This window comes from Wenzhouxiangella psychrophila (assembly GCF_042310375.1).
In the GTDB taxonomy this organism is placed as follows: Bacteria; Pseudomonadota; Gammaproteobacteria; order Xanthomonadales; family Wenzhouxiangellaceae; genus Wenzhouxiangella.
Genome location: NZ_JBHJMQ010000001.1, coordinates 448,131 through 462,085 on the forward strand (window position 1 = coordinate 448,131; position 13,955 = coordinate 462,085).

Here is a 13,955-nt window from a genome sequence, read left to right on the forward strand (position 1 = left end):
GGTTACCTGATCCTGGCGGCGCGGTAGAGCAACAGCAGGAAAAGCGGCACCCCGATCAGGGCAGTGAGCACGCCCACCGGCAACTGCCGTGGCCCCAGGAGGCTGCGCGCCGCCGTGTCGGCCAGTACCAGGAATCCGCCGCCGAAAAGCGCCGAGGCAGGCAGCAGTACGCGGTGGTCTGCGCCCACGAGCAGTCGCATCAGGTGCGGCACGATCAGGCCGACAAACCCGATCGCGCCGGCCAGGGACACCGCCAGGCCGGTCAGCACAGAGGCGATCACGTAGATCTCCCAGAATCGCGCCCGCGCCGACTCGCCCAGCAACGCGGCCTGCAGTTCGCCGCCGCTGAGCACGTTGAGGCTGCGCGCGCGCAGCCACAGCACGCCGACGCCGGCGGCCAGCGGCAGCAGCCACCAGGCCGAAAGGGCGGTATAGCTCAAATCACCCATCAGCCAGTAGAGCATCGAGCGCAGGCTGGCGTCCGGCCCCGTGGCGAGGATCAGTGAGATGACCGCACCCCAGCCGGCAGCTACGACCACGCCGGTGAGCAGAACGCGCGTGGTGCTCCAGGGGCCGCGGCCGCGCGCGAGCACGAACACGATGATCATCGTCAGCATGGACCCGGCAAAGGCGAGCACGGGCGTGGGCAGGAAGCTCAGGCCGAAGCTCATGCCGATCAGGGCGAAGGCCGCCGCGCCGCCGGACAGGCCCAGCACGTAGGGGTCGGCCAGCGGGTTGCGCAGCAGCACCTGCATCAGGCAACCGGCCTGGGCGAGGAGGGCGCCGGTGACGAGCGCCGCGACGGCCCTGGGGACGCGCAGCTCGCCGATAACGCGCTGCATGGCCTCGCCGGCGCCGAACGGCCAGGCCCAGCCGCCGCTGCCCCAGCTGGCGGCCAGCAACAAGGCGGCGGGCGGCAGTGCCAGCAGGCCGGCCCAGACGATAATCCGCTTTATCACTGGTGCACTCGCCATGAATTGATTACCATTCGAGACAGTTGACTCTTTCCGCGGCCCGGTATGATAGCCGGCCGCGCTGACCATCACCATGATTGATCCGGACGGATTCAGACCCAACGTCGGGATCGTGCTGGCTCGGGAAGACGGGCGCGTGTTCTGGGCGCGTCGTGCCGGCAAGGATGGCTGGCAGTTCCCGCAGGGTGGCATGAATACCGACGAGACGCCCATCGAAGCGATGTATCGCGAGCTGGGCGAAGAGACGGGGCTCGGCCCCGAGCATGTTGAATTGCTGGGGCAGACGCCCGGCTGGCTGCGCTATCGCCTGCCGCGCCGCTATCGTCGCCGGCACCAGAAGCCCGTCTGCGTCGGCCAGAAGCAGGTGTGGTTCCTGCTGCAGTTCCTGGCCGACGACAACGCCTTCGACCTCGCTGCGGCCGACAAGCCCGAATTCGACCGCTATCGTTGGGTTGATTTCTGGTATCCGGTGCGGCATGTCATTCCGTTTAAACGGCGCGTCTATGTCAGGGCATTGCGGCATCTTGAACCGATGCTCGCTGAAATTCCAAATTCGAAGCACCAAATCACAAACAAATCTGAATGATCGAAATCCGAAAGTTCGAAACGGGCGGGATCCCCATACCCCGAGCCCAAGCCAACGAATGAAGCTGATCGGGAACGCTCGAACAGTCACGTCCGGCACTTTCGGTTTACCCCAATGAGGAGAACAGTAGAAATGCGATTTTTGCCATGGCTGGCCGTTGGCCTTTTCTTGTCCGGGCCGCTGGCCGCCGAGACTTTTTCCGACGAAGATCTGGCCGTCGCGCGGGAGCTGCGCGAGGCGGCGCTGGGGGGTGACGGGGGTTACGAGATCGTTGCCGACCTGACCACCCGCATCGGACCGCGACTGGCCGGCAGCGAGGCCGACGCAAAGGCCGTGGAATGGGCCGTGAAGATGTTCGAGGAAATGGGTTTCGACCGCGTCTGGACCGAGCCGGCGACCTTTCCGACCTGGCATCGCGGTCTCGAGCGCACCGAAATCGTCTCGCCGGCGCACCATGAATTGGTCACCCTGGCGCTGGGTTTCTCGCCGGCCACGCCCGAAGGCGGTATCGAGGCCGAAGTGGTGATGTTCGACGATCTGGCCGCGCTCGAGGCGGCCGACGAGTCCAAGGTGGCAGACCGCATCGTATTCATCCGTAACCGCATGGAGCGCACGCGCACCGGTTCCGGTTACGGCCAGGCCGTGGGCGCACGCTCGGTCGGCAGCCGGGTAGCGGAAGAGAAGGGCGCCCTGGCGCTGGTCATCCGTTCGATCGGGACTTCCAACAACCGCTTCGCTCACACCGGCATGCAGCGCTTCGATTCCGATGTTCGGTTACTCCCGGCCGTGGCGATTTCCAACCCCGACGCCGACCTGCTCGAGCGCCTGATGGCCGGTGACGAGCCGGTGCGCATCCAGGTCGAAGTCGACGCCGAAACAGTCGAGGCCTACACCTCGCAGAACGTCTTTGCCGAAATCACCGGCGCCGAGGCGCCCGAAGAGATCGTGGCCCTGGGCGCGCACCTGGATTCCTGGGATGTGGGAACCGGCGCGATCGATGACGGCGCCGGCGTGGCGATCATCACCGAGGCGGCGCGCTTGATCAAGGAACTCGATCAACGGCCGGACCGCTCCGTTCGGGTGATCCTGTTCGCCGCCGAGGAAATCGGCCTTTGGGGTGGCCGCGCCTGGGCCGACGCCCGCGAGTCGGAAATCGAAAACTACCAGCTGGTGGCCGAATCCGACTTCGGTGCCGGTGAAATCTACGGGATCAGCGCGCGGGTGCGCGATGCCGCCTGGCCGGTGATCGAGGCCATTCAGTCCGAACTCGAGCCCCTGGGTATCGAACTGGGGCGGCGGCAGGCTTCCGGCGGCCCCGATTTCTCGCCGGCGAGCCGGCTCGGCGTCGCGGCGGTCGACCTGCACCAGGACGGTACCGAGTATTTCGACTACCACCACACTGTCAACGACACGCTCGACAAGATCGAGCCCGAAGCGCTGGCGCAGAATGCCGCAGCCTACGCCGTGCTGGCCTGGCTGGGCGCCCAGGCGCCGGTGTCCTTCGGTTCGGGCGAGACCATTCTGGCCGAGGAAGAGCAAACCGACTGAACGGGTAGTTCAGTCCAGCGCCTCGAGCTTCGCAACCCAGGGCTCGTCCCGTTCGGCCTCACGCGCCGGCGGGATGACCAGGGTGGTGTACTCCTGGTAGCGGGCGTTGGGCAGATCGGCCAGGGTCATGTGATCGGCGCGGAAGTCCTCGATCGGCAGCCGGGCGGCTTCGTAGAGAATTACCGGCGTGTCGGCCTGATACCACTGCATGAGTTTGCCGACCAGGATCTGCAGCCGCCGCGGGTCGGGTTCGAAGCCGATGCATGCGATATTGCCGGCCAGCGCCACCTGCCACAGCAGCACCAACGCACCCGGATCCAGCTGGTGTCGATAAGCCAGAAAGCGCGTCGCCTCGTGGCTCTGTACACCCCGTTCGCCCGGATCGATTCCCAGGTCGGCATACAGACAGGCTTCGGCCGAAATACCCGGCTCCATGAAGGCGCTCAGTCCAGCGGAACGAACCTGTTCGATGGCTGCATGCGGCACCTGGGCGAAGATGCCCGGGTGGCCGTAGAAGACCGCGCAGACACGCCGGCCGGCCAGAACCGGCGAGACGATCTGCTCGGTCATTTTGCGGTAGGACTCGCGGCGGTCGACATGGTCGTCGTAGCAGTCGGTCAGATTGATTGCGTCGGGGCGTCGAGTCCTGACCCAGTCGAAGGTGAAGGGGTCGGCGAGCACCAGCACGTTGTCGGCCCGATCGATCTCGCCGATGGCCCGCTCCGGGATGTGGCGGCCGAGCTGGATGCCGCTGCCGACGACGATCAGTTGTCCCTGGCGGTCGATCAATTAAGACGTTCCGGACTCGTTGTCGGCGATGACCACGCTGTTCCGGCCACCGTGCTTGGCGCGGTAGAGGGCCTCGTCGGCACGGCGCCGGAGTTCCTCCAGCGGCTCTTCCCGCCCCAGCTCAGCTACCCCGAAGCTCATGGTCAGCGGCTTGCTGTTTCCACCGTACTTGATTGTGGCGAGCGCCTCTCGCACGGCGTCGAGTCTGGTTAGCGCGTCCTCGACGGTTGCGTCCGGCAGGCACAGCGCGAACTCCTCGCCGCCGATGCGGCCGATGTTGGTCGAGCTCGGGAAAGCCTCGCGCAGTACGCGAGCCACCTCTTTCAGCGCCCGGTCTCCGGCGATATGTCCGAATTCGTCGTTGACGCGCTTGAAATAGTCGATGTCGCCGAGGGCGAGTACCAGGGGACTGTGATCGTGATGCGCCTTGTCGGCCATCGTCCGGGCGGTATCGAAGAACCGGGTATGGTTGTTCAGCGCGGTCAGGCTGTCGAGTCCGGCCAGGCGTCGGAAGTGGCGTCGTTCCCGCAGAACGCGGATCAAAAGCAGGATCAGGATCAGGAACAGAAACGCGCCGAATGCGTATGCGAGCCAGCGCAGCCGCTCCTGGTGGCGTCTCGATTCGGTCTGCAGTTCGCTGACCCGTTGCTGTTCCCGCAGCAGGGCGAGTTCCTGCTCGCGTGAACGCATGTCGAAGGCGACTTGCAAGTGGGCGAGCTGGCGAGCGCGTTCAAGGTCGAGAAAGCGCTCGCGTGCTTCGAGTTGCTGGCGCATGTAAGCCAGGGCTTGCTCGTGGTTTCCTCTTCCCGTCTCGATGTCACTGAGCATGCCGTAGGCCTCGGCGATGTAGTCCCAGGTCTCGTCGTCCTCGAGCGGGGAGAGAGCCTGCTCGAGCAATCTTTCGGTCGTTTCAAGCTCGTCGAGCTCCCAGTGAAGACGGGCCTTATAAAATCGCGCCTCGGCCAGCCCGGAGTGAAAGCCGGTTTCCCGTAGTCGCGGCAGGACTTGCTGGAACAGTTCTTCGGCCTGCTCGAAATCGCCGGTGGCGCGAAACAGGTCGGCCAGGCCGCTCTGAATGATGCCGGTGACCAGTTCGTCGCCCGTTTCAATGCAGATACCGAGCGCCTCGCGATAGTGGCGACGCGCCGGTTCGAACATGTCGGCCGTTTTGTAGACGAAAGCGAGCCGGCCGTGGCTAATGCAAACATTGCGTGCGATGCCGTTCCCTTGGGCAAATTCGACTGCACGTTTGCCGTAGTCAATAGCCTGCTGGGTCTCTCCGATCTTGGCGTAGACGTAGGCAGCCAGGCTGAAAGTTTTGGAAACGTCTGCCGACTCCGACGGATCAAGCCTCCCGGACAGTTCCAAGGCGCGGTTTAGGTAGTTGAAGGTTTCCTCCCAGCGGCGCAGAAACATGGCGACGTTGGCCGCTAAAGCATATGCCCGGACTTCCTGTTTGAGAGCCAGGGGCTTGTCGAAAAGATCTTCGAGCTGCTCGAGCGCCTTGTCTAAATCGCCGGCAAGCGTATGGTTGCGGGCTTTGAGGAGCCAGAAGTCCCCGCGTTGCTCGGGTGTGGCTTCGGCCAGGCGGGGCTCGATTTCGTCCAGCACGGCCCTGGTTTCGCTCCAGGGTGCTGTTGTGTTCAGTTCGCGTGCGCGATCGAGCTGGCTCTCGATCGAGGGTGAATCTGCCGATTGCGCGCCAACCAGTCCGGCCGCGACAAGCCACGCGCTCGCAACGAAAAGCCGGATCGAAAAACGACCCGGCCGATTGGTGCCACTTGAGTGTATTAGTCGCAAGCGTGGACGGTGCCGTTGGACTTCAACTCCTCGAGACCACTGAGGTTCTTCAGTTTGTCGACGTCCTTGGCGAGCATGGCCTGGATTTCCTCGTCCTTGAGGCCCCGTTCTTTCATGACTTTCTCGGGATCGGCGACGTATTCGTCCTGCAGCTTCGAGTCTTCGCCCAGCTGCTTGAGCAATCGAGTGAGTTCGGACATGGTAGGCTCCCTTCTTCGTTGTTTACGCCCGCACACACCAGCATCCTTGCTCTGCGGGCACAACACTCGATTATACGCATATGGCGTGTCCGCCGACACGCTCGCCAGCGCCCTCGCAATCGGGAGAATTCCGGTGCCCCGTTTACTGCTCAATCTGCGCAACGTACCCGAAGACGAGATCGAGGAAGTCCGCGCGCTCATGGACGAGCACGGTATCGAGTGCTATGACACGCCGCCGGGACCGTTCGGCATCACCGCCGGTGGTATCTGGCTTAAAGACCCTGATGACTATGCTCGTGCCCGCGAGTTGATGGATGACTACCAGCGTGAGCGCGAAACCCGCATGCGAGCCGAGTGGCAAAGGGCACATGAGCAAGACGAGGCCCCGACGCTGGCATCGACGATCCGCAGGCATCCCCTGCGGACCTTGTTGATTGTGGCCGGGAGCCTCTTCGTGCTGATGGTGCTGTTTTCGCCGCTCGTCGTCCTGTTTCGAGCAGGGGGGTAGTTACTCTTCAAGGGCTGACAGCGCAGCAATGACGGCATCACCGTAGCGCGCCAGCTTGTGTTCTCCCACGCCGCTGATGCCGGCCAGTTCCTCGAGCGATCGAGGCCGGGCCTCGACGATGGCCGCCAGAGTGGCGTCGTGGAAGATCACGTAGGGCGGCACTTCCTCGCTTCGCGCCGTCTCCAGCCGCCATTGCCTGAGCGCCTGCCACTGGGGTGATTCCGTGTCGATCTCGACACTGCCCTTGCGGGACTTCTGACGCCTGGCAGGCACGGCATCCCGTCGCATCTCGATTTCATGCTCGCCGCGCAACAGCGCTCGGCAGTCGGGACCCAGTTGCAGGCCGCCGTGTCCTTCCGGATCGGGCACCAGGTAGCCGGCGGCAAGCAGCTGGCGCAGCACCGAGTGCCAGGTCGCGCGATCGATATCCTCGCCGATCGCCCAGGTGCTCAGACGGTCGTGGCCGAGCTGTTCGGCGCGGTCGGTGGGCTTGCCGGTGAGGACGTCGACGACGTGACCGGCGCCGAAGCGCTGTCCGGTGCGGTAGACGCACGACAGCGCCATGCGCGCGGCCTCGGTGGCATTCCAGGTCTCGGGCGGGTTCTGGCAGTTGTCGCAGTTGCCGCAGTCGCCGGCGTGCTCCTCGTCAAAGTAGCCCAGCAGGGCAGGGCGCCGGCAGCCGGCGTGCTCGCAGTAGGCCAGCAGGGCTTCGAGGCGTTCGCGTTCGAGCTTCTTCTGCCCGTCGCCGGCGTTCGACTGTTCGAGCAGCTGGCGAATCCGGACGACGTCGGCCAGGCTGTAGACCATCCAGGCATCGGCCGGCAGGCCGTCGCGGCCGGCGCGCCCGGTTTCCTGGTAGTAGGACTCGATGCTCTTGGGCAGGTCGAGGTGCGCGACGAAACGCACATCCGGCTTGTCGATGCCCATGCCGAAGGCGATGGTGGCGCAGATGACCAGCCCGTCCTCGTTGATGAAGCGGTCCTGGGCCTCGCGGCGATCGCCGGATTCCATGCCGGCGTGGTAGGCAATCGCGTCGAGGCCCTGCTCGGCCAGCCAGCGCGCCGTTTCCTCGGTCTTGCGGCGGGAGAAACAGTAGACGATGCCCGACTGGCCCGGGTGGCGCTCCCGGATGAAGGCCAGGAGTTGCTGGCGCGCGTTGCGCTTGAGCCCGACCGCGTAACGGATGTTGGGGCGGTCGAAGCTGTCGACGAATACACGGGCGTCGCGCCCCAGCAGGCGCTCGACGATTTCGCTTCGGGTGCGCTCGTCGGCGGTGGCGGTCAGGGCGATGCGGGGGATTTGCGGAAACCGCTCGGCCAGCACGCCGAGCTTCAGGTACTCGGGGCGGAAATCGTGGCCCCACTGGGAGACACAGTGCGCCTCGTCGATGGCGAACAGGTTGACCCGGCTCCTGGCCAGCATTCGCAGCGTCGATTCGCGCAACAGGCGCTCGGGGGCGATATAGAGCAGGTCCAGCCGGCCATCGATCAGGTCCTGCTCGGTGCCGCGCTGGGTCTCGGCGTCCAGCGAGGAGTTGAGCACGGCTGCGGCCACGCCGTTGTGTGTCAGCGCTTCGACCTGGTCGCGCATCAGGGCGATCAGCGGTGAGACGACGATGGCCGTACCCGGCCGCATCAGCGCCGGAATCTGGTAGCAAAGCGACTTGCCGCCGCCGGTGGGCATGAGCACCAGCGCGTTGCCGTCGCCCGAGACGTGCTCGATGATCTCGCGCTGGCGACCACGAAAGTCGGAATAGCCGAATACCTGCCGCAGCAGCGTCTCAGGAGAGCACGAGTGCTCGACCGGCGCAGTCTCGTTCATCGAGTCGAATCGGGGAAGGCAAACATCGTGCTACAGACTGCCACAAACCACCCTTTGAAGGGTTGGTGATTCACCGCAGACCAAACAAAAAACCCCGGCACAGAGGCCGGGGTTTCTCGATCAGGCTGCGTGAGCAGCGATGGGCTCATAGCGAGCGGATTTACATCATTCCGCCCATGCCACCCATGCCACCCATGCCGCCCATATCGGGGGCGCCGCCGCCTTCATCCTTTTGCGGGATTTCGGCAATGGCGCACTCGGTGGTGATCATCAGGCCGGCGACCGAGGAGGCGTTCTGCAGGGCAGTGCGCGTGACCTTGGTCGGGTCGAGAATGCCGGCGTCGATCATGTCGACGAACTCGCCGGTGGCGGCGTTGTAGCCGTAGTTACCCTTGCCCTCGGTGACCTGGGCCAGGATGACGGACGATTCGCCGCCGGAGTTGGACACGATCTTTCTCAGCGGCTCTTCCATGGCCCGCAGGGCGATCTTGATGCCCACGGTCTGGTCTTCGTTGTCGCCGGTGAGCTTCTCGATCGCCGCGCGGGCACGCACCAGGGCGGTACCGCCGCCGGGGACCACGCCTTCCTCGACGGCCGCACGCGTGGCGTGCAGGGCGTCTTCGACGCGCGCCTTCTTCTCCTTCATCTCGATTTCGGTAGCGGCACCGACCTTGATCACGGCCACGCCGCCGGCCAGCTTGGCCACGCGTTCCTGCAGCTTCTCGCGATCGTAGTCGGAGCTGGCGTCCTCGATCTGGGCGCGGATCTGGCCGACCCGGCTCTCGATCGCGGCGTTGTCGCCGGCGCCGTCGATGATGGTGGTGTTTTCCTTGTCGATCTGGACCTTCCGGGCCGAGCCGAGCTGTTCGACGGTGGTCTTCTCGAGGCTCATTCCGACTTCCTCGGAAATGACCTGCCCACCGGTCAGGACAGCCATGTCTTCCAGCATCGCCTTGCGGCGGTCACCGAAGCCGGGCGCCTTGACCGCGGCAACCTTGACCGTGCCGCGCAGGTTGTTGACCACCAGGGTGGCCAGCGCTTCGCCCTCGATGTCTTCGGCGCAGATCAGCAGGCTGCGCGACTGCTTGGCCACACCTTCGAGGATCGGCAGCAGCTCGCGCACGTTGGAGATCTTCTTGTCGTGCAGCAGGATGTAGGGGTTTTCGAGCTCGACCTGCATGGTCTGCTGGTCGGTCACGAAATACGGCGACAGATAGCCGCGGTCGAACTGCATGCCTTCGACGACCGACAGTTCGTTGTCGAGCGACTGGCCTTCCTCGACCGTGATCACGCCTTCCTTGCCGACCTTGCCCATGGCCTCGGCGATGATCTTGCCGACTTCTTCATCGCTGTTGGCCGAAATCGTGCCGACCTGGGCGATGGACTTGTCGGTATCACACGGGGTGGAGAGCTTCTTGAGCTCGTCGACGGCGGCACGCACGGCCTTGTCGATGCCGCGCTTGAGGTCCATCGGGTTCATGCCGGCGGCGACCGACTTGACGCCCTCGCGCAGCATGGCGTGGGCCAGCACGGTTGCCGTCGTGGTGCCGTCACCGGCTTCGTCGGAAGTCTGGGATGCGACTTCCTTGACCATCTGGGCACCCATGTTCTCGAACTTGTCTTCCAGCTCGATTTCCTTGGCCACCGACACGCCATCCTTGGTCATGGTCGGTGCGCCGAAGCTCTTCTCGAGCAGTACGTTACGGCCCTTGGGGCCGAGAGTCACGCTGACCGCGCGGGCCAGCACATCGACGCCCTCGAGAATCTTGTTGCGGGCGTCTTCTGAAAATCTGATTTCTTTGGCGCTCATGATTGTTTTCCTTTAAATCTTGAGTCTTGGGATGTCAGGTTGATTCGCAGGCGGTCGTATCAGGACTCGACCACTGCCATGATGTCGTCTTCACGCATCACCAGCAGTTCGTCGTCGTCCACCTTGACCTCGGTGCCGGAATACTTGCCGAACAGCACCGTGTCGCCTACCTTCACATCCAGCGCGCGCTGCTCCCCGTTATCGAGGATCTTGCCGTTGCCGGCTGCCACGACTTCGCCGCGAATCGGCTTTTCGGTGGCGCTGTCGGGAATAACGATCCCGCCGGGGGTGGTGCGCTCTTCTTCCACGCGCTTGACGATGACGCGATCATGCAAAGGACGCAGTTTCATGGGTCTTTCTCCCTTTCACTAAACGTTGTTTGTGATAAATGGCAAACCGCCCGGAGCGTTTGGACCGGTCCGGATGGCATTGCCTGACTCGGGGGCGCGCCCCGTCAAAACGGGTTTTGTTCAGGCCGCGCCGACACGCATTGCGAAATGGAGCCCGCAGAAGAGCATTTCAAGGCTTTCGGGTACACAAGACGACACATTTTTGTGCCGGCGAGGGCGGCCTGTCAGAATAAGGGGCTTGTGACTGACTCGAAAGGGAGGCTGATCGACCATGAGTGACGACATCTGCCTGGTGCTCACGACCTGTCCCGATCGCGAGACGGCTGAACGACTTTCGGCCATGCTGGTCGAACAACGGCTGGCGGCCTGTGTGTCGGCCGGTTCGGAAGTGATCTCGACCTACCCCTGGCAGGGCCGGGTCGAACGAGAGAGCGAGATTCCGTTGACCATCAAGACCACCCGGGCGAGGGTGAGCGCGCTCAAGCACGAGCTGGTCGCGCAGCATCCTTACGACGTGCCCGAACTACTGGTCGTGCCGGTCAGCGATGGGCTCGATGAGTACACCCAATGGATTCGGGACTGGATTCAATGACGACAACACTTTCCAGGTTTCTATCCCTGGCTGCCCTGTTGGCCTGCCTGTGGCCGATGGCGGCGCTTTCCCAGATCAATCCGGACGACCTGCTTCCCGTGGAGGAGGCTTTCGCGCTCGAAGCGAGCGTCGAGGACGGAACGCTCGTCCTGCACTGGGAGATCGCTGAGGGTTACTACCTCTACCGCCACGCCTTCGGGGTGGACTCCGCCGATGAAGACACCGACCTGGGCGAGCCCGACATTCCGCCGGGCGAGGCCACGGTCGACGAGTTTTTCGGTGAGACCGAAACCTATCGCGATTCCGTGACCATCCGCGTGCCGGTCGAGTCTGTTTCCGCCGGTGGCGAACTGACCGCACGCGTCGCATTTCAGGGCTGTGCCGACCTCGGCGTGTGCTATCCGCCGCATCGCCAGGAGATCAGCGTTCAGGTGCCGGCCGAAACGGGTGCGTCGGCTGCCGGCAGTGCTCGCTCGTCGCTCGCGGGCGGCGAGAGCGGTTCCGGCAGTGCGCTGGGCGCGCTGCTTGGCGAGCAGCGTCAGGCGCTGCCGGCCGAGCAGGCCTTTCGCATCGAAGCGATCGCCGACGGGCCGGACACCATCCTGGTGCGGGCTACGGCACAGCCCGACTACTATCTCTACCGCGAGTCGTTTTCCTTCCTGATCGCCGATTCCGACATCGACGTGGCCGGTGCCGAACTGCCGCCGGGCGAGCCCAAGACCGACGAGTACTTCGGCGATACCCGGGTCTACTTCGGAGAGGTGGAAATCCCGCTGAACCTGGCCCGGCCTGCGGGGGGCGAGCGCGAGATCACGCTGGAGACGAATTTCCAGGGTTGCCTCGATGAAGGTATCTGCTATCCGCCGATGACGCGCAATATCGCGGTCACGCTACCGCCGGCCGATAAGGCTTCGGGCGAGATCGAGCCCGAAAGCGAAGCCGCCGGCCCCGTGGCCGCCACCGAGGAGGCAGTGGAGACCGCGCTGCCTCAGTCCGAGCAGGATCGCCTGGCCGCCGCCCTGGGCGGGCGGCCGCTGGTCGCCATGGGGCTTTTCCTGCTGGCCGGCATCCTGCTGGCCTTCACGCCCTGCGTTTTTCCGATGGTGCCGATCCTGTCGGGCCTGATCGCCGGCGAGGGAGATCGCATGACCACCGGCCGGGCCTTCCGCCTGTCACTGGTTTATGTGCTGGCCATGGCCCTGGTCTACACCTTGTTCGGCATTGTCGCCGGCCTGTTCGGGCAAAACCTGCAGGCTGTCTTTCAGCACCCGGCGGTATTGATCGGCTTCGCGCTCCTGTTCGTGGCGCTTTCGCTGGCCATGTTCGGGTTCTACGAGCTGCAGTTGCCGGCCAGGTTGCAGACGCGCCTCAATGAGATGTCCAACCGCGCCGAGGGCGGCACGCTGCTCGGCGCGGCCGTGATGGGCGCACTGTCGGCCCTGGTCGTTGGTCCCTGCGTGGCTCCGGCCCTGATGGGCGCGCTGATCTACATCGGCCAGACCGGCGATGCGATGCTCGGTGGAATGGCGTTGTTCGCCATGGCCATCGGCATGGGCATTCCGCTGATCGTCTGGGGAACATCGGCCGGCAAGTTGCTGCCGCGCGCCGGCGGCTGGATGAACGCCGTCAAGGCGGTGTTCGGCGTCGGCCTGCTCGCCCTGGCCATCTGGATGGTCGAGCGAGTCCTGCCGGGTGCGGTCATCATGCTGATGTGGGGTGCGCTGGCGATCGCCTGCGGCGTCTACCTGGGCGCGCTCACGCGCCTTACGCCCGAGGCCGGCGGCTGGAGCAAGCTCTGGCAGGCCCTGGGCGTCATGCTGCTGATTGTCGGTATCGTGCAGTTCGTCGGTGCACTGTCGGGTGGCCGCGACTGGACTCGGCCGATGCATCACATGATCGGGTCCGGAGCCGGATCCGCTGCGATCGAGGTGCCGGCCTTCCGCGAGATCGAGACCCTGGAGCAGCTCCAGGCCGCGGTGGCGGCTTCCGACCGCCCGGTGTTCCTGGACTTCTACGCCGACTGGTGCGTGGATTGCGTGAGGATGGAGCGGCGCACTTTTCCCGATCCGGCGGTGGCCGAGCGGATGGCCGGCTTCACGCTGCTCAAGGCCGATATCACCGCCTACAACGACGAGCACAAGGCCATGCTGCAGCACTTTGACCTGATCGGGCCGCCGGCCTACCTGTTCTTCGCCGACGGCGAGGAGCTGAAACAGTACCGGATGTTCGGCTTTCTCGGGCCCGATGAATTCCTGCCGTTGCTCGACGAGGTTGCAAAATGAGTGGTTGGCGGCTTTGGGTTTCAGTGGTGGTTCTGGGTTTCCTGCTCGGGACCGCGCTGGCGTGGGTGACCAACAACACCCGGGCGCCCGAGCCGCGGGCAGAATCCGGTCTCGAGATCGGTGAGGCTCACCCCGGGTTCAGCCTGCCCAACCTTGATGGCGAGCTAGTGGCCTCCGAGCGCTTCACGGGCCGGACGATGCTGGTCAACTTCTGGGCGACCTGGTGTGCCCCCTGCCGGCGCGAGATGCCGGTTCTGCAGGCCGCCAGCCAGCGCCACGGCGACGCGCTGGCCGTGGTCGGCATCGCCCTGGACGACCCCGATCCGGTGGCACGCTTCATCGACGAGGTCGGCGTGAACTACACCATCCTGGTCGGCCAGGACGAGGTGCTGGATACACAGAGCGAATGGGGCAACAGCGCCGGCGCGATGCCCTACACCGTGCTGGTCGATGGCGACGGTATCGTGCGATGGCGGCATTACGGGGAAGTGACCGAGGAGGAGCTCGACGAGGCGCTGGCCGGGGTGCTGTCTGAGGCGTAAGGTGGTCGTCGGGAGGGGAGTGGCAGCTTCGGGCGAGACGGTCTGAAAGCGCGTTGGCTAGTTTGCTGGTTGGCTTGTTGGCTAGTTCGGCAACCCATAGCGCTGCGGGGCGGCTTCGCCGCGAAACGATCGCGGGCGGCCGATACGATTGTT

At 64.7% G+C, this 13,955-nt stretch carries 13 protein-coding genes; 6 read left to right on the forward strand and 7 right to left on the reverse strand.

Annotation, left to right across the window (positions count from 1 at the left end):
• Positions 1-2 precede the first annotated feature (2 nt).
• Positions 3-956, reverse strand: coding sequence for a FecCD family ABC transporter permease (locus ACDC66_RS01910; protein ID WP_376695143.1), 954 nt, complete (start codon positions 954-956; stop codon positions 3-5).
• 91 nt (positions 957-1,047) lie between these two features.
• Between ACDC66_RS01910 and ACDC66_RS01915 the strand changes: the two genes are divergently transcribed.
• Positions 1,048-1,560, forward strand: a complete 513-nt coding sequence (locus tag ACDC66_RS01915) for an RNA pyrophosphohydrolase (RefSeq protein ID WP_376694981.1) — start codon at positions 1,048-1,050, stop codon at positions 1,558-1,560.
• A gap of 132 nt (positions 1,561-1,692) precedes the next feature.
• Positions 1,693-3,108 carry a M20/M25/M40 family metallo-hydrolase gene (locus ACDC66_RS01920; RefSeq protein WP_376694982.1) on the forward strand — a complete coding sequence of 472 codons (1,416 nt, stop codon included), beginning with the start codon at positions 1,693-1,695 and terminating at the stop codon, positions 3,106-3,108.
• 9 nt (positions 3,109-3,117) lie between these two features.
• On the opposite strand, the gene ACDC66_RS01925 is transcribed toward ACDC66_RS01920, so the two are convergent.
• Genes ACDC66_RS01925 through ACDC66_RS01935 form a run of 3 tightly spaced genes read right to left on the reverse strand, consistent with a single transcriptional unit; the run spans position 3,118 to position 5,897 of the window.
• On the reverse strand, positions 3,118-3,897 hold the full coding sequence (locus ACDC66_RS01925; protein WP_376694983.1) for an SAM-dependent methyltransferase: 780 nt from the start codon (positions 3,895-3,897) through the stop codon (positions 3,118-3,120).
• Positions 3,898-5,697 carry a tetratricopeptide repeat-containing diguanylate cyclase gene (locus ACDC66_RS01930; protein ID WP_376694984.1) on the reverse strand — a complete coding sequence of 600 codons (1,800 nt, stop codon included), beginning with the start codon at positions 5,695-5,697 and terminating at the stop codon, positions 3,898-3,900.
• Positions 5,688-5,897: a hypothetical protein gene (locus ACDC66_RS01935; RefSeq protein WP_376694985.1), complete on the reverse strand. Its 210-nt coding sequence runs from the start codon at positions 5,895-5,897 to the stop codon at positions 5,688-5,690. Before ACDC66_RS01935 ends, ACDC66_RS01930 begins: the two co-directional genes overlap by 10 nt.
• Before the next feature lie 133 nt (positions 5,898-6,030).
• Here ACDC66_RS01935 and ACDC66_RS01940 point away from each other — a divergent pair, with 133 nt between their 5' ends.
• Positions 6,031-6,405: a DUF6164 family protein gene (locus ACDC66_RS01940; RefSeq protein WP_376694986.1), complete on the forward strand. Its 375-nt coding sequence runs from the start codon at positions 6,031-6,033 to the stop codon at positions 6,403-6,405.
• Here ACDC66_RS01940 and recQ read toward each other — a convergent pair whose 3' ends face one another.
• The 3 genes from recQ to groES form a co-directional block, all read right to left on the reverse strand.
• Entirely contained in the window at positions 6,406-8,226 is a 1,821-nt protein-coding gene (recQ, locus tag ACDC66_RS01945) for a DNA helicase RecQ (protein WP_376694987.1), read from the reverse strand.
• A 160-nt stretch (positions 8,227-8,386) separates the two neighbouring features.
• On the reverse strand, positions 8,387-10,036 hold the full coding sequence (gene groL / locus ACDC66_RS01950) for a chaperonin GroEL (RefSeq protein WP_376694988.1): 1,650 nt from the start codon (positions 10,034-10,036) through the stop codon (positions 8,387-8,389).
• A gap of 59 nt (positions 10,037-10,095) precedes the next feature.
• Positions 10,096-10,386, reverse strand: a complete 291-nt coding sequence (gene groES, locus ACDC66_RS01955; RefSeq protein WP_376694989.1) for a co-chaperone GroES — start codon at positions 10,384-10,386, stop codon at positions 10,096-10,098.
• A gap of 271 nt (positions 10,387-10,657) precedes the next feature.
• Here groES and cutA point away from each other — a divergent pair, with 271 nt between their 5' ends.
• From cutA to ACDC66_RS01970, 3 genes are read left to right on the forward strand one after another with little or no spacing between them, the layout of a single operon-like run.
• The gene (gene cutA, locus ACDC66_RS01960; RefSeq protein WP_376694990.1) at positions 10,658-10,978 is read left to right on the forward strand and encodes a divalent-cation tolerance protein CutA; all 321 of its coding nucleotides are present in this window, start codon (positions 10,658-10,660) and stop codon (positions 10,976-10,978) included.
• Entirely contained in the window at positions 10,975-13,260 is a 2,286-nt protein-coding gene (locus ACDC66_RS01965) for a protein-disulfide reductase DsbD (RefSeq protein ID WP_376694991.1), read from the forward strand. Before cutA ends, ACDC66_RS01965 begins: the two co-directional genes overlap by 4 nt.
• Positions 13,257-13,802, forward strand: a complete 546-nt coding sequence (locus ACDC66_RS01970) for a TlpA family protein disulfide reductase (RefSeq protein ID WP_376694992.1) — start codon at positions 13,257-13,259, stop codon at positions 13,800-13,802. The genes ACDC66_RS01965 and ACDC66_RS01970 overlap by 4 nt, the downstream gene beginning before the upstream one ends.
• Positions 13,803-13,955: the final 153 nt, after the last annotated feature.